Annotated in this window: 8 protein-coding genes; 6 read left to right on the forward strand and 2 right to left on the reverse strand. The window is 63.7% G+C overall.

The features are described 5' to 3' along the window. From QMX96_RS24015 to QMX96_RS24040, 6 genes are all read left to right on the forward strand, one after another. The coding region (locus QMX96_RS24015) for an amino acid adenylation domain-containing protein (RefSeq protein WP_282362586.1) at positions 1 to 4103 on the forward strand (4103 nt) is incomplete at its 5' end. Continuing rightward, positions 4100 to 7255: a non-ribosomal peptide synthetase gene (locus QMX96_RS24020; protein WP_213607244.1), complete on the forward strand. Its 3156-nt coding sequence runs from the start codon at positions 4100 to 4102 to the stop codon at positions 7253 to 7255. The genes QMX96_RS24015 and QMX96_RS24020, both read left to right, overlap by 4 nt. Positions 7256 to 7561: 306 nt before the next feature. Continuing rightward, positions 7562 to 10093, forward strand: a complete 2532-nt coding sequence (locus QMX96_RS24025; protein ID WP_104572896.1) for a TonB-dependent receptor — start codon at positions 7562 to 7564, stop codon at positions 10091 to 10093. Positions 10094 to 10277: 184 nt separating this feature from the next. Beyond that, positions 10278 to 10787 (forward strand): RNA polymerase sigma factor, encoded by a 510-nt coding sequence (locus QMX96_RS24030; protein ID WP_104572897.1) that lies wholly within the window; start codon positions 10278 to 10280, stop codon positions 10785 to 10787. Next, entirely contained in the window at positions 10788 to 11741 is a 954-nt protein-coding gene (locus QMX96_RS24035) for a FecR family protein (RefSeq protein WP_104572898.1), read from the forward strand. Positions 11742 to 11847: 106 nt separating this feature from the next. Beyond that, the gene (locus QMX96_RS24040; RefSeq protein WP_282362587.1) at positions 11848 to 14361 is read left to right on the forward strand and encodes a TonB-dependent siderophore receptor; all 2514 of its coding nucleotides are present in this window, start codon (positions 11848 to 11850) and stop codon (positions 14359 to 14361) included. Between the two features lie 63 nt (positions 14362 to 14424). Here QMX96_RS24040 and QMX96_RS24045 read toward each other — a convergent pair whose 3' ends face one another. Continuing rightward, the gene (locus QMX96_RS24045) at positions 14425 to 15381 is read right to left on the reverse strand and encodes an alpha/beta hydrolase (RefSeq protein ID WP_104572900.1); all 957 of its coding nucleotides are present in this window, start codon (positions 15379 to 15381) and stop codon (positions 14425 to 14427) included. 61 nt (positions 15382 to 15442) lie between these two features. Next, positions 15443 to 22393, reverse strand: a complete 6951-nt coding sequence (locus QMX96_RS24050) for a non-ribosomal peptide synthetase (RefSeq protein WP_282362588.1) — start codon at positions 22391 to 22393, stop codon at positions 15443 to 15445. Between the last annotated feature and the right edge of the window lie 2 nt (positions 22394 to 22395).

Below are 22395 nucleotides of genomic sequence, written 5' to 3' on the forward strand. Positions count from 1 at the left end.
TGGCCTGCGAGCGCAGCCTGGAGATGGTGGTCGGCCTGCTGGCGATCCTCAAGGCTGGCGGCGCCTATGTGCCACTGGACCCGGCGTACCCCGAGGACCGCCTGGCCTACATGATGGAAGACAGCGGGCTGAGCGTGGTGCTGGCCCAGTCGCACCTGCAACTGCCAGTTCCGCAAGGCGTGCGCACGTTGCTGCTGGACGATGACTTCACTGGTTATGCCGCCAGCAACCCAGGCCTGACGCTGGACCCTGCCAACCTGGCCTATGTGATCTATACCTCCGGCTCCACCGGCAAGCCCAAGGGCGCGTTGCTCGCGCACCACAACGTACTGCGCCTGTTTGCCGCCACCGAACACTGGTTCGCCTTCGGGCCGAGTGACGTGTGGAGCCTGTTCCACTCCTATGCCTTCGACTTCTCGGTATGGGAGATCTTTGGTGCGCTGTTGTATGGCGGCAGGCTGGTCATCGTGCCGCAGGCCACCAGCCGGGCACCGGAAGAGTTCTTCCAGTTGCTGTGCGAGCAGGGGGTCACCGTACTCAACCAGACGCCATCGGCGTTCAAACAGCTGATGCAGGTGGCCTGTGCCCCCGTCAATGCAGCAGCCAAACCCGCCCTGCGTTACGTGGTGTTCGGTGGCGAAGCTCTCGACGTGCACAGCCTGCGCCCTTGGTTCGAGCGCTTCGGTGATCAGCAGCCGCAACTGATCAACATGTACGGCATCACCGAGACCACGGTGCACGTCACTTACCGTCCTGTGTCGCTGGCCGATCTGGCCGGCGATGCGGCAAGCCCCATCGGCGAGCCGATCCCGGACCTGTCGTGGTACCTGCTCGATGCCGACCTGAACCCGGTGCCCAAAGGCGCCATCGGCGAGCTGTATGTGGGCCAGGCCGGTCTGGCGCGTGGTTATCTCAAGCGTGCCGATCTCACCGCCACACGTTTCGTGCCCGATCCGTTCTCGGCCCGCGGCGAACGCCTGTACCGCACGGGCGACCTGGCGCGTTATCGCCAGGATGGCATCGTCGAGTACGTCGGCCGCATCGACCATCAGGTCAAGATTCGCGGCTTCCGCATCGAACTGGGTGAGATCGAGGCACGTCTGGCGCAACAGGCTGCGGTGCGCGAGGCGCTGGTGCTGGCGGTGGACGGGCCGAGCGGCCAGCAACTGGTGGGTTATGTACTGCCCCACGATAACGCCGCCGACCCCACGGCCCTGCGGGAAGAACTGAAAACCCGGCTCAAGGCCGAACTGCCGGACTACATGGTGCCCACGCACTTGTTGTTCCTGGAGCAATGGCCACTGACGGCCAACGGCAAGCTCGACCGCCGCGCCCTGCCGGCCCCGGATGCGAGCCTGCTGCAGGCCGAGTACGTGGCGCCGCAAGGTGATCTGGAGCAGAGGATTGCCCAGGTCTGGCAGCAGGTGCTGGAGCTGTCGCGGATTGGTCGCGACGACAACTTTTTCGAGCTGGGTGGCCATTCGTTGCTGGCTACCCAGGTGGTGGCGCGGCTGCGTCAGGTGCTGAGTGTCGAGGTGGGTTTGCGTGACCTGTTCGGCACGCCGACCCTCGGTGCCTTCGCCGCCTTGCTGGCTCAGCGCGATGGCCGGTCGCGCGCGGCGCTGCCGAGCCTGCAGGCCTACGGCGAGCGCGCCACGGCGCCGCTGTCGCTGGCCCAGCGTCGGCTGTGGGTGGTCGAGCAGTTCGCCGCGCCCAGCGGCGCTTATGGCATGCCCCTGGCGCTGCGCCTGGAAGGCGAACTGTCGGTGCCGCTGCTCGAAGCCAGCCTGGCGCAGTTGATCAGGCGCCATGAAGTACTGCGTACCGCGTATGTGGCCGATGACGACGGTGATCCACTGGCAGTGGTCAGCACAGACGTGCCGCTGCCTCTGCCGCTGCTGGATCTGTCGATGCTGCCAGCAGGGGAGCAGGAGGCGAGGGTGGCCGAGGCGATCGAGCACAATGCCCGCCAGCCCATCAGCCTGGTGCAGGCACCGCTGTTGCGTGGCCAGGTGATACGCCTGGGTCAGGAGCGCCACGTGCTGCTGTTCTGCATGCACCACATCATCTCCGATGGCTGGTCGCTGGCGCTGCTGAGCAACGAAGTGGTCGAGGTCTACGCCCGCCTCAAGGCCGGGATCCAGACGCCGTTGCCGCCCTTGCCCTTGCAGTATTCCGATTATGCCCAGTGGCAGCAGGCCCTGGAGCAGGCGGGAGTGATGCGCGAACAGGCTGCCTTCTGGCAGCGCACCCTGGCCGGTCACGACGGGCTGCTGGTGTTGCCGGCCGACCACCCGCGCAAGCCCCAGGCCAGCCATGCCGGTCGCGACCTGCACTTCAGCCTGCCGACGGCCCTGCACGAGCAGCTCAAGGGCCTGTCACGTGCCGCCGGGGTCACCCTTTACAGCACCTTGCTGGCGGCATTCCAGGTGATGTTGCACCGGCTCAGTGGCAGCCACGACGTGCTGGTCGGGGCGGACGTGGCGGGGCGCTCGCAGCCTGAACTGGAAGGCCTGATCGGCTTTTTCATCAACGTGCTGCCGCTGCGTTCACGCTGGCAGGAGCAGCTGTCGGTGCGCGAGTACCTGGCCCAGGTCCAGGACACCGCACTGAGTGCGTTCGAACACCAGGAGTTGCCATTCGACCAGATCGTCGAGGCTGCCGCGACGCCTCGGCACAAGGGCGCCAACCCGCTGGTGCAGGTGCTGTTCGTGATGAACAACCTGCCGGTGCGCCAGGCGGCGATGGACGGGGTGCGGGTCGAGGCACTGCCGATGGGCGGTGGCTACTCCAAGTTCGACATGGCCCTGTTCATCGACCAGGAGGCCGACCAGTTGCATGGCACCTGGCAGTACGCCAGCGACTTATTCCAACAAGAACGTATCGAGCTCTGCGTGAAAGGCTGGATGACCATTCTCGAACAGATGGTGCGTGATCCAGATAAACGTCTAGGGGAAATCAACATGCCTACCCATACCGCGGCCCCTGTGGCTGCGCCTGCAACACCCGCTGCACCGAGCAAGGCCGACAAACTGGGCAAGTTTCTGAAGAAGGCCCAGGGGCCGGCAGCGCGCCCTGCGGTAGCCTCCATGCGCGAGAGCCTGATGGTGCCGGGCCAGGCGTTCCCGCTGCTGTGGGAACCGACCGACCCGGGGCTGGACCTGATCCAGTGGATCGAGCACAACCGCCCACTGGTGGAGCACAAGCTTGCCCAGCATGCCGGCATCCTGTTCCGTGGTTTCGCCCTGCGCGATATCCACGCCTTCGAAGCCTTTGCCGAAGCGGTGCAGCCTGGCCTGTATGGCCAGTACGGTGACCTGCCGAAGAAGGAAGGCGGCAAGAACACCTACCGTTCGACGCCGTATCCGGAGAAGAAGATGATTCTTTTCCACAACGAAAGCGCGCATCAGGATCGCTGGCCGCGCAAGCAGCTGTTCTTCTGTGAGCAGCCTTCACCCGTGGGGGGCGCCACCCCGGTGGTGGACTGCCGTCTGATGTACCAGAAGCTGCCGACCGAGCTGCGTGAGCGCTTCGAGGGCAAGGGCCTGCTATACGTGCGCACCTTTGCCGACAAGCTCGATGTGTCGTGGCAGCACTTCTTCAAGACCGAGGTGCGTGCCGAGGTCGAGGCGCGCTGCAGTGCGGCGGGCATCCAGTGGACCTGGCTGGACAACGACGAACTGCAGATCCGCACGCCGTGCCCGGCGATCATCAGCCACCCGGTCACGGGCGAGAAGAGCTTCTTCAACCAGGTGCAGTTGCACCACATCTACTGCCTGGACCCGGATGTGCGCGAAGACCTGCTGGCACTGTTCGGCGAGCAGCGCATGCCCCGTCATGTTTACTACGGCGACGGTTCGCCGATCGAGGACGAGGTCATGCAGCAGATCGGCGACCTGTACGAGGAATGCGCGGTGCGTTTCGAGTGGCGCAAGGGTGATGTGATTCTGCTCGACAACATGCTTGCCGCCCATGCTCGCGACCCCTTCGAGGGGCCGCGCAAGATTGTCGTGGCGATGGGCGAGATGATCGAACGCAGTGCCCTGGGGGCGCTGCCTGACACACAACAGCGGACGATGGCAAAGGACGAGGCGGGCGCATGAGCACGGCACAGCTGGAAACACAGGACACAGGCCTGGCCCTGCTTCCCGAGCAGGAAACCTGGGTCGCGGCATTGAATGCCGGTGCACGGCGCGAGGCCATCGCGCATTGCCTGCGCGTCGATATCCACGGCGAGCCGGATGTGCCGCGCCTGCAGCAGGCACTGGACAGCCTGCTGGCGCGACACGCCGCCCTGGCCATGCGCCTGGGCAGCGTGGCCGGCTATCACGGCCAGCGCCAGTTCATGCCCGAGGCATCGGCGCAGGCGTTCGACCTGCAGGTGCAGCCGGATGTGGCGCCCGAGGCGTGGCTCGCCGAACCCTGGCCTGCGGCAGGCCCGTACGTGCAGGCCTTGCTGTCGCGTGTGACGCAGGGGCGGTGGGTGCTGGTGCTGGCGCTGGCCCGCTTTGTCGGTGATGCCGGCAGCCTCAAGGTAATGTTCGACGCGCTGGTACAGGCCTACCTGCACGCTGCTGCGGTCGACGACGAGGAACCGGGGCAATTTGCGCAATACCTGGAGTGGCGCAGCGAAGTGCTGTTCGACGAAGATGCCGACACCGCCAAGGCGTACTGGCAGGCGCACCTGCCGGCCAGCGAAGCGTGCGTTGCGCCCTGTTTGCCATACCGCCGTGCCACGGCCCAGCCCGCAGCCGCGCTCAAGCTTGAGGCTACGCTGGAGGCGCCGTTGCAGGCGCAGCTGGCTGGCCTGGCGCAACGCCTGGGGGTAACGCTGGACACCGTGCTGCAGGCAGCCTGGTGGACGCTGCTGGCACGCATCAGCGGGCGCCATCGGTTTGTCGGTGGCTGGCGCCACGACGGGCGCAAGGATTACGCGTTCTTCGAGAACAGCATCGGGGTGTTCGAGAAAACCCTGCCGCTGGTAGTGCATGTGGATCAGGAGCAACCCTTCGAAGCGTGGGTTACCGACCTGGCGGCGCAGCTCGAGCAGCATGCAACCTGGCAGGAATATGCCGCAGGCAACCTGCCGGTGGCGTATGAAAACCCGCTTTACGGCTTTGCCGCGCGCGCTGCCTTGCTGGAGCAGGTTGTCGGCACTGCGCAGTGGCAGGCGACCCGCCTGGCCGAAGCACAGCCCCGGTTCGAGTTGCTGCTGAGCGTCAGCGACACGGCCTTGCGTCTTGACGCCGAAGCGGGGCGCTACAGCCAGGTCGGTCTTGAAGTGCTGCTCGGACAGTACCAGGCGCTGCTGCACAGCATCGCCGCGCACAGTCGACAGGCCCTGGGCCGGCTCAACCTCTCGGGGGCTGCGGACAACGCCGCGCTGCTTGCCCTCAACCCCGCAGTGCGTGCGCTGGAAGACCGGGTGCTGTTACCCGAACGCATCGCCCAGTGGGCCGCCATCACCCCGGACGCTCCGGCGCTGGTCAGTGCCGGCGTGACCCTGAGCTACGCCGAACTTGAACAGCGCGTGGCACGCCTGGCGTTCGACCTGGTGACACTCGGCGTGGGCCAGGGTGGGCGGGTAGGGCTGGCCTTGCCACGTTCGACGCAATGGGTGGTGGCCATGCTGGCCTGTTGGCGGGTGGGCGCCGCGTACTTGCCGCTGGACCCGCAATGGCCGGTTGCACGGCAGTTGCAGATGCTGGAACAGGCACAGCCAGGCCTGGTGCTGACCGAGCAGGCGCATCTGGCCCAACTGGCCGGGCAGGGTATGGTCGTGCAGGACATCGCGCTGCTGGGCCACGTCGACGGCGATGTGGCCAGCCCTGCGCTCAGTGCGACCGATGTCGCCTATGTGCTGTTCACCTCCGGCTCCAGCGGCACGCCCAAAGGCGTGGTGGTGGAGCATCAGCAGTTGCTCAACTACGCCGCCGGGGTGTGCCAGCAACTGCAACTCGATGCATGCCGTCACTTCGCCCTGAGTTCCACGGTGGCTGCCGACCTTGGCAACACCGCGCTGCTGGGCGCGCTGTACCTGGGTGCAGCGCTGCATGTAGCCGACGACGACAGCATCCAGTCGCCCGAGGCGTTCGCGCATTTCATGCGTGAACAGGCCATCGACTGCCTGAAGATCGTGCCCTCGCACCTGGCCGCGTTGCTCGAAGCCCAGGCGCCGCACCTGCCGGCGACCCTGGTGCTGGGCGGTGAAGCGATCGGCGTCTCGCTGCTGCAGCGCATTGCCGAGATTCGTCCGGACTGTCGCGTGTTCAACCACTATGGGCCTACCGAAACCACCGTGGGTGTGTTGGTGCATCGGGTGACAGCGGCGGATATGGACGCAGGGAGTGTGCCCTTGACCGAGGTGCTGCCCAACAATCAGGTGCTGGTGCTGGATGAGCACCTTCAGGCGGTGGCCATTGGTGAACTGGGCGAGCTGTACATCGGTGGACGACAACTGGCGCGTGGCTACCTGAATGCGCCCGAGCAGACGGCACAGGTGTTCATCGAGCATCCGCTGCAGCCGGGTGAGCGGCTGTACCGCAGCGGCGACCTGGCACGCTACCGTCCCGAGGGCGGTGTACAGCTGTATGGCCGGCGCGACCAGCAGGTCAAGGTGCGAGGGTTTCGTATCGAACTGGCGGAAATCGAAGTGCAGCTGGCCAGCCTGGCGCAGGTCAGCGAGGCGGTTGCGGTGCTGGTCGACGCCGAGCCGGTGGCCTTCTTGGTGCTGCGTGAGGGCGCAGGTCAGGAGGCGGCTGCCGCAGTGACGGCGCAACTGGCCCTGAGGCTGCCGGCGCCGATGCTGCCACGCCATGTACAGGTGCTGGCGCAGATGCCGCGCCTGGCCAATGGCAAGGTCGATCGACAAACATTGCAGCAGCGTCCGTTGGCCACTGCCGAGGTGGCCTGTGTGGCGCCGCGCGATGCCGTCGAGGAACTGCTGGCCAGCCGCATGGCGCAACTGCTGGGGCTGGAGCGCCTGAGCGTGGAGCAGGACTTCTTCGCTGCCGGTGGGCACTCGTTGCTGGTGATCAAGCTGGTGGCGGGCATTCGCAAGTTGCTGCAGTGCGATGTGCACCCCGGCGTGGTGTTCGACAACCCCAGCGTGGCAGCGTTGGCGCAGGCGTTGCGCTCGCAGGAGGCCGCCCCCGGGCAACTGGAAAAACTGGCGGCGGCACGGTTACGTCTGGACAGCATGACCCCCGAGCAGCGTGCACAGTTGCTGGCCAAGGCGCAGAACGCCAGCGCCTGAGGCGCGTCCGTGTTGCCGGAGCCCATCGACGTCGATGGGCTCCGTTCGCTGTGACGTTTCAGCTGCCGTGCAAGACGGTGCGCTATCTTTTTTCAGTATGTCTGTACTGAAAATGTGAACGATTCCTAAATTTTTCATTTTTAATTCGTCTTCCATTGGGTTCCACGAAGAATCCGATGGAAGTCCGGCCTGCGTGCCCCTTAGGCATTGGCGCGGAAGTGGCAGCAAGGAATGCCCATTGACTGATCAGTGGCCCTGAAGAGGCGACGATCTTCCGACGAATGATATCTGGGGTGATCCAACACTATGAAGGTTGAGCAAAAAAGGCGTGCACCACGTGTGCTGAAAAATTCACTGGCCACCTGGCGTACTTCGGCTTCCATCATCGTGTTGGGGTTGGCACTGGGTGCCAGCGGCGGTGTGTATGCACAGAGTGTGGCGGTCAATATCCCCGCCCAATCGCTGGAGAAGGCCCTGATCGATCTGGGCAACCAGACCGGTTTGCAGATTCTCTACGGGCCTGACCTGGTCACTGGCAAGAAGGCCCCGGCCGTGGTGGGCACCATGGAGCCGCAGCAGGCGCTGGAGCAGCTGCTGCGCAATGCCGGGCTGAGGTATCGCATCGAAGACAACACGGTGTTGCTGACCAATGAAGCCGCTTCAAACTCTGCGCTGGAACTGGATACCACCACCATCCAGGGCCAGGGCATGGGGCAGATGACCGAGAATACCGGTTCCTATACGCCCAGCCTGACCAGTGTCGGCTCCAAGACCCCGACCAGCCTGCGCCAGACCCCGCAGTCGGTTTCGGTCATTACCCATCAGGTGATTCAGGACAAGGGCATGGTCGATCTGACCGATGCCATGAAGATGACGCCGGGTATCACTGTGCGCAACTCGAACGAGCGCATCAACGACTTCTACTCCCGCGGCTTTGCCATCGAGAACATCCAGATCGATGGTGCAGCCCCCATGGCGCTGGGCACTACAGCGGGCAGCTTCTATTCAAGCAAGGTCTACAACCTGGCCGAGTTCGATCACGTTGAAGTACTGCGTGGTGCTTCAGGCCTTTTTGGTGGTACGGGCGACCCCGGTGGCATCATCAACCTGGTGCGCAAGCGCCCATTGGACACCTATCAATTGAAGTTCGAGGCGTCTGCGGGTTCATGGGACAACTACCGTAGCCAGGTCGACATCACGGGGCCGATGGGCTTCGACGGCAAGCTGAGGGGGCGACTAGTAGCGGCCTATACCGACAGGCAGTACTTCATGGATGAGCGCAGTTCGCAGAGCCCTACGCTTTACGGCATCCTGGAGGCGGACGTGTTGCCCAGCACACGCCTGACCATCGGTGGACGTTCCGAGCGTATCAATGAGAACGGTGCCAGCGCCGGCCTGCCTCGCTACAGCGACGGCAAGGATCTTGGTTTGCCGCGCCATACCAACCTGAGCGAGAGCTGGGCGTTCCAGGACGGTCGGTCGGATGAGGTGTTTGCCAAGGTCGACCACGAGCTGTCGGATGACTGGAAGCTCAACGTCAGTTACACCCAGACTCAGGACTCCGGGTTGCAGAAGCGCGCGTTCAACGTTGGCAGTGTCAACCCGGTGACGGGCACCGGGGCAACGCGCTTCGGCAGTGTGGCGCGCTACCGCAGCGATCAGCAATTGGCGGACGTTAACCTGGCGGGTAAATTCAACCTGTTCGATCGCCAGCATGAGTTTTTGATGGGGGCAGATCATCAGCGAATCACCAGTCAATGGAGGGGCACCGGGCAACTGGCAGGCGCCTTCGAGCCAATCAACGTGTTCGATCCCGGTTCCACTCCGTGGCCAAACCCACCCACCACCAAGGATTGGCTGGCTGATTACAACCCCAATACCCAGATCCAGTACGGTCTCTACTCGACCCTGCGGCTGCAACTGGCCGAACCTCTGCACCTGATCGTTGGTGCTCGTGCGCAACGGTACAAGTTCTATCAGACGTATCAGGAAAGGGGCGTTGCACCGGCTTATCTTTCTACCCGAGAGCCCACCAAGGTGGTTCCATATGGTGGCGTGGTATATGACCTGAATGATGAGTGGTCGGCGTATGCCAGCTATTCGGAAATCTTCAAGCCACAGCAGAACAAACTTGAAGGCCCAACGCCTGCACCGGGTACCGAATCCAGCAATTCGATCGAACCCATGACCGGCAAGACCTACGAAACCGGTATCAAGGGGGAGCTGTGGGGCGGTGCCGTCAACACCTCCTTCGCTCTGTATTACACCAAGCGTGAGCACGAGGCTGTTCTGGACCCTGCTTATCCGGTAACGACCGTCCCGTTTGGTGGCAGCTGCTGTTATGTGACGCAGGGCGAAGTGGTCAGCAAGGGTGTGGACATGGAGGTCAGCGGGGAGCTGCTTCCCGACTGGAGCCTGATGGCGGGTTACACCTATAACCACAACCAGAATCGTAACGACGACACGGTGTTCAGCAGCCTGACCCCCAAACACCTGTTCAAGCTATGGTCCACATATCGTCTGCCAGGCGAATTCAATGACTTGAAAATCGGCGGCGGGGTGAACCTGCAGAGTGCCAACTATGTCAGTGGAACCGCAGCGGTGCTGGACAACACAGGTGCGGTCATTCGCAACGAAAGCTATGAATATCGCCAGGCAGGCTACGCCGTGTGGAACGCCATGGCCGAGTATCGTCTCGATGATCATTGGAGCCTCACCTACAACCTCAACAACGTGTTCGACAAGACCTATTATTCGACAGTAGGCTCTTCGGTTGCCGCCAACTGGTACGGTGAGCCGCGTAACCACATGCTGACGTTGCGGGGTACGTTCTGGTAATCGGCACTCTTTTCGAAAGCCCGTTCTGATGCGGGCTTTTTTGTGGGCGGTGGCGGCTTAAACGGCGGTCGTCCGCTTCCTGCATGACGCCAATGTTTTTTGGTATTGCGAACGATTCTCAAAATTCGTACCCTAGCGCTCCCGCCACCTGTGCTCCTGCACATGGATCGCTCTGGAGTGTGCATTGGATAATCTGGATCGGTTGTTTCGCCTCTATCACCGCGAACTGCAGCAGATTGCCTACCGCCGCCTGGGCGATCGGGAAATGGCGGCAGACCTCACTCAGGACGCCTTTGTGCGTTACGTCGGCCTTGACCGTCAACAGCGTACGCATTCGATTGTCAATCCGCGCTTTTTCCTGATCCGCGTGCTGCGCAACCTGATCATCGACCTGGGGCGCAGCCGCACGCGGCGTGGGCCGGTCGGCTCGCTGGACGAGGTCGAGCATGAACTGCTCGATCCATGTCCGGGACCCGCCGCGCTGTTCGAGTTGCGCCAGCAACTGATGCTGTTGCAGCAGGCTCTGGACGAATTGCCCGTCAACTGCCGTCAGGCCCTGCTGCTCAATCGCCTCGAAGGGCTGGGCCATGCGGCCATCGCCGAGCGGCTCGGGGTCTCGGTGAGCATGGTCAGCAAGTACATCATGAGCGCCTTGCTGCACTGTGCTCGACGCCTCGAAATGATGGATGACTGAATGAAGCGCGAGAGCAGCGGTTTTTGTTCAGGCAAGGCATCCACAGTGCTGACCGAGCAGGCCTTGCAGTGGTTGGTCGACCTGCATTCGGGCGACGCCGAGGCGCCTGCCTGGGACGCCTATCTGCAGTGGTGCGAAACATCACCGCAACACCAGCATGCCGCCCACGCGGCGGAGCGCCTGTGGGAGCGGCTGGGCAGTGCATTGGAGCGGCCGCCTGCATCGTCGCGCAGGGTGCCGTTGTTGGGTTTGACAATAGCCTTGAGCCTTGCGGGGGGGCTCTACTGGCAGGCTCAAACCCAAGGTTGGGTAGCCGACCAGATGACCGCTCTGGGCGAGCACCGCACGTTGAACCTGGCCGATGGCTCGCGCCTGGAGCTGGCGCCGCACACGCGTGTGGATATAGATCTGGAAGGCGATCGCCGGGTGTTGCGTTTGTACGCCGGGGAGCTCTTCGTGCAGGTCGCAGCCGATGCACAGCGTCCGTTCGAGGTACTGGCTGGCAACGGGCGCATGCGCGCGCTGGGTACCGGCTTCGATGTGCGACGCGAGGGCGAGCAGGTGCGGATGGTGGTGACCGAGCATTCGGTGCGGGTGACGCTCGAGGGGGATGCGCAGGCTGTTGACGTTGACGCCGGCCAGGCGGTGCAGTTCGGTCCGCACGGCCTGGAGGATGCGCAAGCGGTGGATATCGCATCGGCAACCGCGTGGCGTCGCGACCGCCTGGTGTTCAACCAGCAGCCGCTGGGTGAGGTGCTGGAGCAGATCGGCCACTACCACCGCGGCCTGATCTGGGTGCGCGACAACGACCTGCGCCGCTTGCCGGTCACCGGTGTCGTTGCAACCGATGACACTCACGCCCAGTTGCAATTGCTGCAGCGCACCTTGCCGCTACGCGTGCGGCAGTTCCCATGGTTGACCGTGATCGAGCGAGACGACGCACGGCAAAAGTAGGGCCTGTGCAGAAATAATTGATTGTTGCCACTGTCGGGTTTCAGAGGGCTGACGTCTTTCCTTTCGAGATTGATTTTTATTTCGCTGATTTCAGCAGGGGAGCGTTATGCCGTATCTGATCAGACAAACCGCCTTGAGCCTGGCGATCGTGACAGCGAGCTGCGTGGGTGTCAGCCTACCGGCCAGGGCGGTGGATCACCAACACGCCGTTGAGCAGGTATTCGATGTTGCGCCAGGCCCGCTTGACCAGGCACTGACGCGGTTTGCCGATCAGGCGGGGTTGCGCCTGATGGTTGCCAGTGAAGTAGTGACCCGCCAGCATTCGCAAGGGCTGCACGGGCGTTACGCGGTACAGCAGGGGCTTGATCGATTATTGTTGGGCAGTGGCTTGAGCGCCAGGCTCAGCGGCGATGTGATCCTGGTCGAAAGAACTCCTGCGCTGGGGGCGGCGCTGGAACTCGGTACCACCACCATCCAGGGCCAGGGCATGGGGCAGATGACCGAGAATACCGGTTCCTATACGCCCAGCCTGACCAGTGTCGGCTCCAAGACCCCGACCAGCCTGCGCCAGACCCCGCAGTCGGTTTCGGTCATTACCCATCAGGTGATTCAGGACAAGGGCATGGTCGATTTGACCGATGCCATGAAGATTGCACCAGGCATTACCGTGCAGAATTCCACCGACCGGCTGTCGACCTACTTTTCTCGAGGGTTTGCCATCGAGAACATCCAGATCGATGGAGCGGCGCCCATGGCCCTGGGTACCACGGCAGGCAGCTTCTACTCGAACAAGAACTACAACCTGGTAGAGTTCGATCACGTCGAAGTCCTGCGTGGGGCCTCGGGTCTTTTCGGCGGCACTGGCGATCCGGGCGGCATCATCAACCTTGTGCGCAAGCGCCCATTGGACACCTATCAATTGAAGGTCGAGGCATCGGCCGGTTCCTGGGACAACTACCGTACGCAACTGGATGTCACCGGCCCTATGGCCTTCGACGGAAAACTGCGCGGACGATTGGTCACCGCCTACACGGACCGGCAGTATTTTCTCGACGAACGAAGCACCGAGCTGCCCACGATCTACGGTGTGCTCGAGGCCGACTTGCTGCCCGACACTCGCCTGACCGTGGGCGGGCGTTACGAGCGTATTCATGAAAACGGTTCGGGAACCGGGCTTCCGCGTTTCAGCACCGGCGGTGATCTGGGCCTGCCACGCCATACCAACCTGAGCCAGAGCTGGGCTTATCAGGATGGCCGCTCGCAGGAACTGTTCGCCAAGATCGACCATGAATTGTCTGACCGCTGGAAAGTGAACCTGAGCTATACCCAGACGCAAGATGTGGGTATGAAAAAAGGCTCCTTTTCCGTGGGCGCGCTCAACCCGGTCACCGGGCTCGGCCCGATGTGGCTCGGTTCGAACTCTCGCTATCGGAGCGACCAGCAACTGTGGGACGTGAACGTTGCCGGAAAATTCGACCTGCTGGGCCGTGAGCATGAATTCCTCATGGGCGCCGACCATCAGCGCATCACCAGCCGCTGGCAGGGTACGCCACAATTGGCCGGTGCCTTTGGCGCCATCGATGTCTACGACCCGAAGTCGACCCCCTGGATCGAACCACCTATCCGCAAGGACTGGGTCAGCGACTATGACCCCAACTCGCAAGTGCAGTACGGGCTCTACTCCACGTTGCGGATGCACGTTGCCGATCCGCTGCACCTGATCGTCGGCGCCCGGGTGCAACGCTACAAGTTCGACCAGGTCTACCGCGAGTTCGATGGCAGCACCGGGGCGTGGTCAGTGGCCTCGGACGTGTCGGTCCGTGAACCGACGAAGGTCGTGCCCTATGGCGGTGTTGTGTATGACCTGAATGAGGAGTGGTCGGCATACGCCAGCTACTCGGAAATCTTCAAGCCGCAGCAAAGCAACCTTCAAGGGCCGCTGCCGGGCAGCCCGGTCGAGGCCATGACCGGTGAAACCTATGAAACCGGTATCAAGGGCGAGTTGTTCGGCGGTGCGTTGAACACCTCGATCGCGCTGTACTACACCAAGCGCGAAAACCAGGCCGTCGAAGACCCTGCCTACCCGTTGACCTCGGTGCTGTTCGGAGGCAACTGCTGCTACCTGACCCAGGGCAAGGTGGTCAGCAAGGGCATCGACCTTGAGGTCAGTGGTGAGGTGTTGCCGGACTGGAGCGTCATTGCCGGCTATACCTACAACAACAACCGTAACCGCAACAACGGTGATGTGTTCAGCGGGGTCACGCCCAAACACCTGTTCAAACTGTGGTCGACCTACCGTCTGCCGGGCGATTTCAATGACCTGAAGATAGGCGGTGGGGTCAATCTCCAGAGCGCGAACTATGTCAACGGTTCAGCATCGGTACTGGACCCTGCCACCGGCGCAGTGGTGGGCAACGAGCGCTACGAATACCGCCAGGCCGGCTATGCGGTGTGGAATGCCATGGCGGAGTACCGGCTTGATGATCACTGGTCGGTGCTTTACAACCTCAACAACGCGTTTGACAAGAAGTACTACTCCACTGTCGGCTCCTCGGCACTGGGCAACTGGTACGGCGATCCGCGCAATCACATGCTGACGTTGCGTGGTACGTTCTGGTAATCGCCAACGCCACAAAAAAGCCCGCAACGCTGCGGGCTTTTTCATGGGCGCCACCTGCCTCGACTACAGCGAGGCCAACCAGCGGTCCACCGCCGTATAGATCGCCTCGACATCCGCCACAATCCCGCCCATGCGCAGAAAATCGTGGGTCAGCCCCTGCTGCACCTTCAACGTCACCGAAGTACCGCTGGCCTCCAGCAGGCGGGCGTACTCCAGCCCTTCGTCAAACAGCGGGTCGTATTCGGCCAGGCTCACATACGCCGGGGCCAGTTCGCCCAGCCCGCTGGCCAGCAACGGCGAGACGCGCCAGTCCAGGTGCTGCGCCGGGTCGGCACTGTAATGGTGGTAGAACCATTCCAGCGTGGCGGTCTCGAGCAGGTAGTCCTGGGCATAGCGGCGATGCGAGTCGCGCTGGCGCGAGGTATCGGTGACCGGATAGAACAGTAGCTGCGCCCTGGGCTTGAGCTGCAACGCCTGTGGCTGCTTGACCGCCGTGATCGCCAGCACGGTGGCCAGGGTGGCGCCGACGCTGTCGCCCGCGAGTGTCACCCGCTGGTTGTCCAGGTGCAGCGCCGTGGCCTGTTCAGCCAGCCAGTTGGCGGCATCCAGCGCATCATGCACGGCGGTCGGGAACGGGTATTGCGGGGCCAGCCGGTAAGCCGGCGCCAGCACCGCCTGGCGCCCGCTTGCTGCCAGGCGGCGGCAGATGGAGTCATGGGAGTCCAGGCTGCCGACCACATAACCGCCACCATGAAAGAACAGCAGCGTTGGCAGCAACGCCGTGTCGCTGGCATCGGCGCGGTAAAGACGCGCCGCGATGGACTGGCCGTCGCGGGTTGGAATGCTCAGGGTAGTGACGTTGATGGCGCCTGGCGGGCAGGGGTCGAGCACTTGCGAGGTGGTTTCGAACTGCGTGCGCGCCAGTGCCAGATCAAGTTCGTGCAGCGCGCTGCTCTTGCCACTCAGGCGGCCCATCTGGGCCAGTTCCAGGAAGCCTTCGAGGTCGGGATCCAGAGGCATGTAGAGGTTCCTTGCAAAGCTATCGGTAAGCGCCGCCCCGGCTGACGGGGCGGCGGTGGTATCAACAGGTGACGCTGTGGCTTTCCTGCAACTGCTCCAGCACGCGGCGCAGCAGCTCGGGATGCTTGAGCATGTCGTAATGGCCGGCGGCGACCGGTTCGTTGAGTTGCGCCTGCACCAGGCGCAGCTGGGTCTGGCCTGCGCCGGCCCTGGCCCACCAGCACTGCGCTGGCACCTGCGTTGCGGGGAGCCCCTCGATGGCCTCGGACAATGCCTTGAGTTTCATGGCTACACGGAAGGTATGGGCCAGTTCTTCAGCGCCGATGGAGGCGAACGCCGAGGCGCTGATGACCTGGGCCTGCACCTGGGCAATCACCGTTTCGAGGTGGTTGGCAGGGCTGCTGGCGCGCACCTGCAACACCGGCAGCGCGTCACTTGGCACGCCCATGATGACACCCAGGAAGCTGCCAAGGTCTTCGCTCCAGTCCTCATCGGCTGCAGGCTGCGCAGGCGCAGATGACGGCAGAAAGCTGTCCACCAGGCCGAGGAAACCCACCCGCTGGCCCTGTTTCTCAAGCTCTTGCGCGACCAGCACCGCCAGGGTGCCGCCCAGTGACCAACCCAGCAGGTGGTAAGGACCGCTGGCCTGTTTCTGGCGGATGTACTGGGCATAGTCGATGGCCATGGCCTCGAGGGATTCGTCTTCCCAGCTACGCTCCAGCAGCATTCGACATTGCAGGCCATACACGCTGCGCTGGCCTTCCAGGCGGCGAGCCAGCGGCTCGTAGTCGAATACCGTGCCGAAGCCTGCGTGCAGGCAGAACAGCGGCCGCGCCTGTTCGACCGGGCTGTTGAGCAACAGCAACGGGTCGAGGGAAGGCACCTGGGCCTCGTAGCCCGACAGCTCGGCGATGGTCGGCTTGCCAATCAGGTCGCGCAGTTTCAGTTCGATGCCCAGCTCCGGCTGGCTACGTACCCTGGACAGCACCTTGAGCACACGCAGCGAGTCGCCCCCCAGTTCGAAGAAGTTGTCGGTAACGCCAACCTGTTCGACCTCCAGCACCTGTTGCCAGATGGCCGCCAGGCCCTGCTCCAGCGCATTGCGCGGGGCGATGAAGGCACGCGCCTTGAAGTCCGGGTCGGGCAGCGCCTTGCGGTCGAGCTTGCCGTTGGGGTTGAGCGGGAAGGCGGCCAGCGCGAGGATCTGCGCCGGCACCATGTAGTCGGGCAGCTCGACCTGCAGTGCACCGCGCAGGCGTTCGCCCAGGTCACCGGCGTCGTCCGCTACCACGTAGCCGATCAGTTGCTTGCCGGCGCCGGTTTCACGTGCAACCACCACCGCGTCGGTCACCCCGGGTTGCTGGCGCAGGCGCGATTCGATTTCGCCCAGCTCAATGCGGAAACCGCGCACCTTGACCTGATTGTCCAGTCGGCCGAGGTAGTCGAACACGCCGTCGGCGCGCTGGCGCACCAGGTCACCGGTGCGGTACAGGCGGCTGCCATCGCCCGCGAACGGGTCGGCAACGAAGCGTTCGGCGCTGAGCCCGGGACGCTGGTGATAGCCGCGCGCCACGCCTTCGCCACCGAGGTACAGCTCGCCGGCCACGCCGTCGGGCACCGGGTTGAGCTGGTCGTCGAGTACGTACAGGGTACGTCGACCCACGCGGGTGCCGATGGGCGCATACACCGCACCGCACTGCTGGCTGGCGTCGACTTTCCACAGCAACGGCGTGACCACGGTTTCGGTGGGGCCGTAACCGTTGGTGAGATAGGCCGGCTTGAGTGCACGCTTGACCAGCTCGAAGTTGGCCTCGGCCACCGCGTCACCACCAAAGCAGTACACCCGCACCGCCGGTGGCGGCGCTTCGACGCTGGCGGCGTATTCGGCCAGTTGCTGCAGGTAGGCGGGCGGGAAGCAGGCGATATCGATGTTGTGCGCGTGCAGGGCCTGCCAGGTTTCCTCGGCAGTCCACAGGCGGTTGTCGCGCAGCACCAGCTGGCCGCCGCCGAGCAGGGTCGACTGCCAGCGTTCCTGGGCACCGTCGAAGGCGAACGACATGAACAGCAGCTCGCGGGTGCTGGCGTCCATCGCGTAGCGCTCGGCAATCGCCAGGCAGTGCATGCGGATCTGCCCGTGGCTGACGGCCACTCCTTTGGGCTTGCCGGTGGAGCCGGAGGTGTAGATCAGGTAGGCGAGGTTGTCCGCGTCGGCGCGAGGCGCCGGGCAACTGGCGGGGTAGGTGTCCAGGGCCAGATGGTCAAGTGTGATCAGGGTGCCGGCACCGGCATCGGCAAACCGGTGCTGGAGTGAGCGTTGCGTCAGCAGCACCGGCATGCGCGAGTCTTCGACGATCCACTTGACGCGCTCCTGCGGGTAGTCGATGTCGAGCGGAACGTAGGCTGCGCCGGTCTTCATCACGGCATAGAACGCCACGATCACGTCGACCGAACGCTCCAGGGCAATGCCGACGCACACTTCAGGGCCGATGCCCTGTGCGATCAGGTGGTGGGCCAGCCGGTTGGCGCGGGTTTCCAGTTCGCCGTAGCTCAACTGCACATCGGCGCAGGTGACCGCGATACGCTGCGGCTGCCGTTCGGCATGGCTGCGGATGCACTCGGCCAGCAGCGCCGGGTCGTGGCTCGGCGGCGCCAGTTGATTGTGTTGTGCAAGTGCCTGCTGTTCGTCGGCACTGAGCATCGACAGGCTGCCCAGGGTTGCTTGAGGGTTGTCGAGCAGGGCATCGAGCAAGGTTTCGAAGCTGGTGCGGATCTGCGCCGTGGCAGCCTCGGTGAAGCGGTTGCGCAGGTAGAGGAACTCGATCTTGAGGGTGCGGCCCAGGTTGATCGCCAGGTCCATGGCGAAGTTGGTGACGTCACGACTGTTCACCTCGCCAAAGCTCAACTGATTCTGCTCGGCTTCCTGCAGGCGGTCGTCCACCGGGTAGTTTTCGAACACGATGATGCTGTCGAACAGTGCCTGGCCGTTCTGCCCCGACCAGCGTTGCACGTCGGCCAGCGAGGCATGCTCCTGGTCACGAACCTCCAGGTTGTAGGTCTGCAGTGCTTGCAGCCACTGCGCCAGCGGCATGTGCGGCTGCGGGGTCTGAATGATCGGCAGGGTATTGATGAACAGCCCGAGCATTTCTTCGGCACCGGGCAGGCTGGCCGGGCGACCGGCCACGGTGGCGCCGAAGCACACGGTGGGCTGGCCGGTGTAGCGTTGCAACAGTAGCAGCCATACGGCCTGGATCAGTGTGTTGGGCGTGATACGCAGGCGCTGGGTCTGTTCGCGCAGGCGCTGGGTGCGTGCTTCGTCCCAGTGCAGGTACAGCGCTGCATGCCCTTGCAGGTCGCCGGCCGGACGCGGTGCAATGCTGCCGGCCAGCAGGGTCGGGCCTTCAAGGTCGTGCAGCTTGTGTTTCCAGAACTGCTCCAGGCTGGCCTGGGACTGATTCTGCAGCCATTGGATATGGTCGCGATATTGCCCGCGCTTTGCCGGTGGCGTGCGCCCGTGGTACAGCTCCAGCACTTCGCCGAGCAGGCGCGAGCTGGACCAGCCGTCCATCAGGATGTGGTGGCTGGTCCAGATCAGGTGGTGCTTGTGCTCGCCCAGGTCGATCAGCGTCAGGCGCGTCAACGGCGCCTGCAGCAGATCGAAGCCTTCGGCGCAGTCCGCTTCAAGGATACGTTGCAGGGCCTTTTCATCGAACGTCGTGGCTTGCCTGGCCAAGCGACGCACCGGCAGGGTGGCGTGCTTGTACACCACTTGCAGCGGCTCATTCAGCTCGTTGGCCGACCAGAACCCGGTGCGCAGGATTTCATGGCGGGCAATCGCGGTGTTCCAGGCCGCGATGAACCGTTCGGGGTCCAACCCGATAACCGGTACGCTCATCTGGTTGATGTAGAGGCTGGCCTCGTTGGACTCCAGCGTGTGAAACAGCATGCCTTGCTGCATGGGCGAGAGTGGGTAGAGGTCCTGCACGTCGCTGCACGGTACTGGCAAACGGTCCAGTTGCGGCTGGCTAAGACGCGCCAGCGCGAAGTCCGATGGCGTCAGCCCCCTGTGCTGCGGGTCGCGACAATGCGCAATGACGGCCGCCAGTTCCAGGCAGAAGGCATCGGCCAATTGCTGAACCGTCGCCTCCTCGAACATTTCGCTGCTGAAGCTCCAGTTCATGCTCAGCTCGCCGCCATACACCTGGCCGTTGAGCGACAGCCAGTTGCCCAGCGTTGCGTGGGCACTCTGGTTGGCGCCGGTGCTTTCAGCGGCCGGTGCGAACAGCGCGCCCTCATTGCTGTCGAAGCTGGCGTCGAACTGGCCCAGGTAGTTGAAGGTGATGCGTGGGACGGGCAGTTCGCCCAGGGCCTGACGCGCGCTCCCATCGCCAAGAAAGCGCAGTGCGCCGTAGCCGATGCCCTTGTTGGGAATGGCGCGCAGCTGTTCCTTGATTGCCTTGATCGACTCGCCCATACCGCTGGCGGGGGTGAGCTTGACCGGGAACACGCTGGTGAACCAACCCACGGTACGGGTCAGGTCGATCGTGTCGAACAGGTCTTCGCGGCCATGGCCTTCCAGCTCGATCAGGCTGCTTGGCGAGCCGCTCCAACGGCCGATCACGCGTGCCAGTGCGGTCAGCAACAAATCGTTGATCTGTGTGCGATAGGCCGCCGGTGCCTCCTGCAGCAGTTGGCGGGTGAGCTGCGTGTCGAGGCGGCTTTGCACGCTGCGTGCGTGGCGGTTCAGCAAGCTGCCGTGTGGGCGCTCGCAGGGCAGTGTGGTGGGTACATCCTGCAGTTGCGCCTGCCAGTACTGCAGTTCCTTTTGCAGGGCCTCGCTGCGTGCATAGCCTTGCAACTGCTCGGCCCAGGCCTTGACCGAGCTGGTTTTGCCCGGCAGTTTCGTCGGCTGGTTTACCAGCCGTTGCTGGTAGGCCAGTTGCAGGTCTTCGAAGAGGATGCGCCACGACACGCCATCCACCGCCAGGTGGTGAATGACCAACAGCAGGCGCTGCTGGCCATCGGGCAGGGTCGCCAGCAGGGCGCGCAGCAGCGGGCCTTGCTGGATGTTCAGGCTGGCCTGGGCGCGATTGGCCCATTCGTTGAGCGCAGGCTCGTCAGCGACTTCGGCCTGCCACAGCAATTTGCAGGTCGGGTCCACTGGCAGGTAGCGAGCACCTGGATGTTCGCCGTCGAGGGAGAACACCAGGCGCAAGGCATCGTGGTGTTCCAGCAGCGCGTGCAAGGCATGGTCCAGTACGGCTGCATCCAGCGGCCTGGATGGTTCGAGCATCACCGATTGATTGAAGTGATGCGGTTCGGGGGTATCGCTGAGCAAGAACAGTTGCTGGATCGGCAGCAGGGGCGTGGTGCCGAGCACGGGGCTCTGATCGATCTGCTGCGTGGTGTCGGCGACCTGCGCGACACTGGCCAGGCTCTTGATGGTCTGGTGCTGGAACAGGTCTTTGGCGCTGAAGCGGATCCCGCTCTGGCGGGCACGGCTGACCACCTGGATCGAGATGATCGAGTCGCCACCGAGCTCGAAGAAGTTGTCGTCCAGACCAATGCGCGGCAGCTTGAGCACGTCTTGCCACAAGGTGGCGATGCGTTTTTCCATTTCGGTCTGCGGTGCCACGTATTCACGCTGCAGCAAGCTCGCATCCGGCGCCGGCAGGGCGCAGCGGTCGAGCTTGCCGTTGGCCGTCAGTGGCCATTGCTCCAGGAACAGCAGGTGTGTGGGCACCATGTAGTCCGGCAGTTCGGCCTTGAGCCCGGCCTTGAGTTGATCACGCAATTGGGTGTGCTCGGCATTGGCGTCCTGCGGCACGACGTAGCCCACCAACTGCTGGCCGCTCGGCCCGTCCACCGCCAGCACCAGCGCTTCGCGCACGGCGGCCTGTTGCGCCAGACGTGCCTCGATTTCACCCAGCTCGATGCGGAAACCGCGGATCTTGACCTGATGGTCGATGCGGCCGACGTACTCGACGATGCCATCCTGGCGATAACGCGCCAGGTCGCCCGTGCGGTACAGGCGCTCGCCGCGGGACGAGAACGGATCGGGCACGAAACGTGTGGCGGTGAGATCGGCACGCTTGAGATAACCACGCGCCAGGCCGGCCTGGCCCACATACAGCTCGCCGATGGCGCCTTTTGGCACCGGGTTCAGGTCGGCATCGAGCAGGTACCACGACAGGTCCGGGATCGGCTCGCCGATGGGGCTTGCCGCATCGCCGGCCAGGTCTTCAAGGCTGACTGGACGGTAAGTGACGTGCACCGTGGTCTCGGTGATGCCGTACATGTTGATCAGTTGCGGCTGCTGATCGCCGAAGCGCTCGAACCAAGGGCGCAGGCTATGCACGTCGAGAGCTTCACCACCGAATACCACGTAGCGCAGGGCGGGTTTGGCTGCTGCATTGGCCGGAGCACAGGCCACCTGCATCAGCTGTTTGAACGCCGATGGCGTCTGGTTGAGCACGGTGACCCCCTGCTCGCACAGCAGTTGGAAGAACTCTTCCGGCGCCCGGCTGGTGGCCTGCGGCACGATGACCAGCCTGCCGCCATACAGCAGCGCACCAAAGATCTCCCACACCGAGAAGTCGAAGGCATAGGAGTGGAACAGGCTCCACACGTCACTCGGCCCGAAGTTGAACCAGTGTTCGGTGGCGGCAAACAGGCGTAGCACGTTGTGGTGCGCGAGCAACGCGCCCTTGGGCTTGCCGGTGGAGCCGGAGGTGTAGATCACGTAGGCCAGGTTGGCAGGGTCAAGCGAGAGTGCCGGGTTGTGCGTGGCGAAGGCGCCGAAGTCATCGTCCAGCAGCAACGTGCGCACGCCTTGCGGAACTGGCAGTTGCAGGTGCGACTGGGCCAGCACCACACTCAGGCCGCTGTCCTCCATCATGTAGGCCAGGCGGTCCTCGGGGTACGCCGGGTCCAGTGGCACATAGGCGCCGCCAGCCTTGAGGATCGCCAGCAGGCCGACCACCATCTCCAGGCTGCGCTCGCAGGCCAGGCCCACCA

The organism is Pseudomonas sp. PS01300, from assembly GCF_029960155.1.
Classification (GTDB): Bacteria; Pseudomonadota; Gammaproteobacteria; order Pseudomonadales; family Pseudomonadaceae; genus Aquipseudomonas; species Aquipseudomonas palmensis.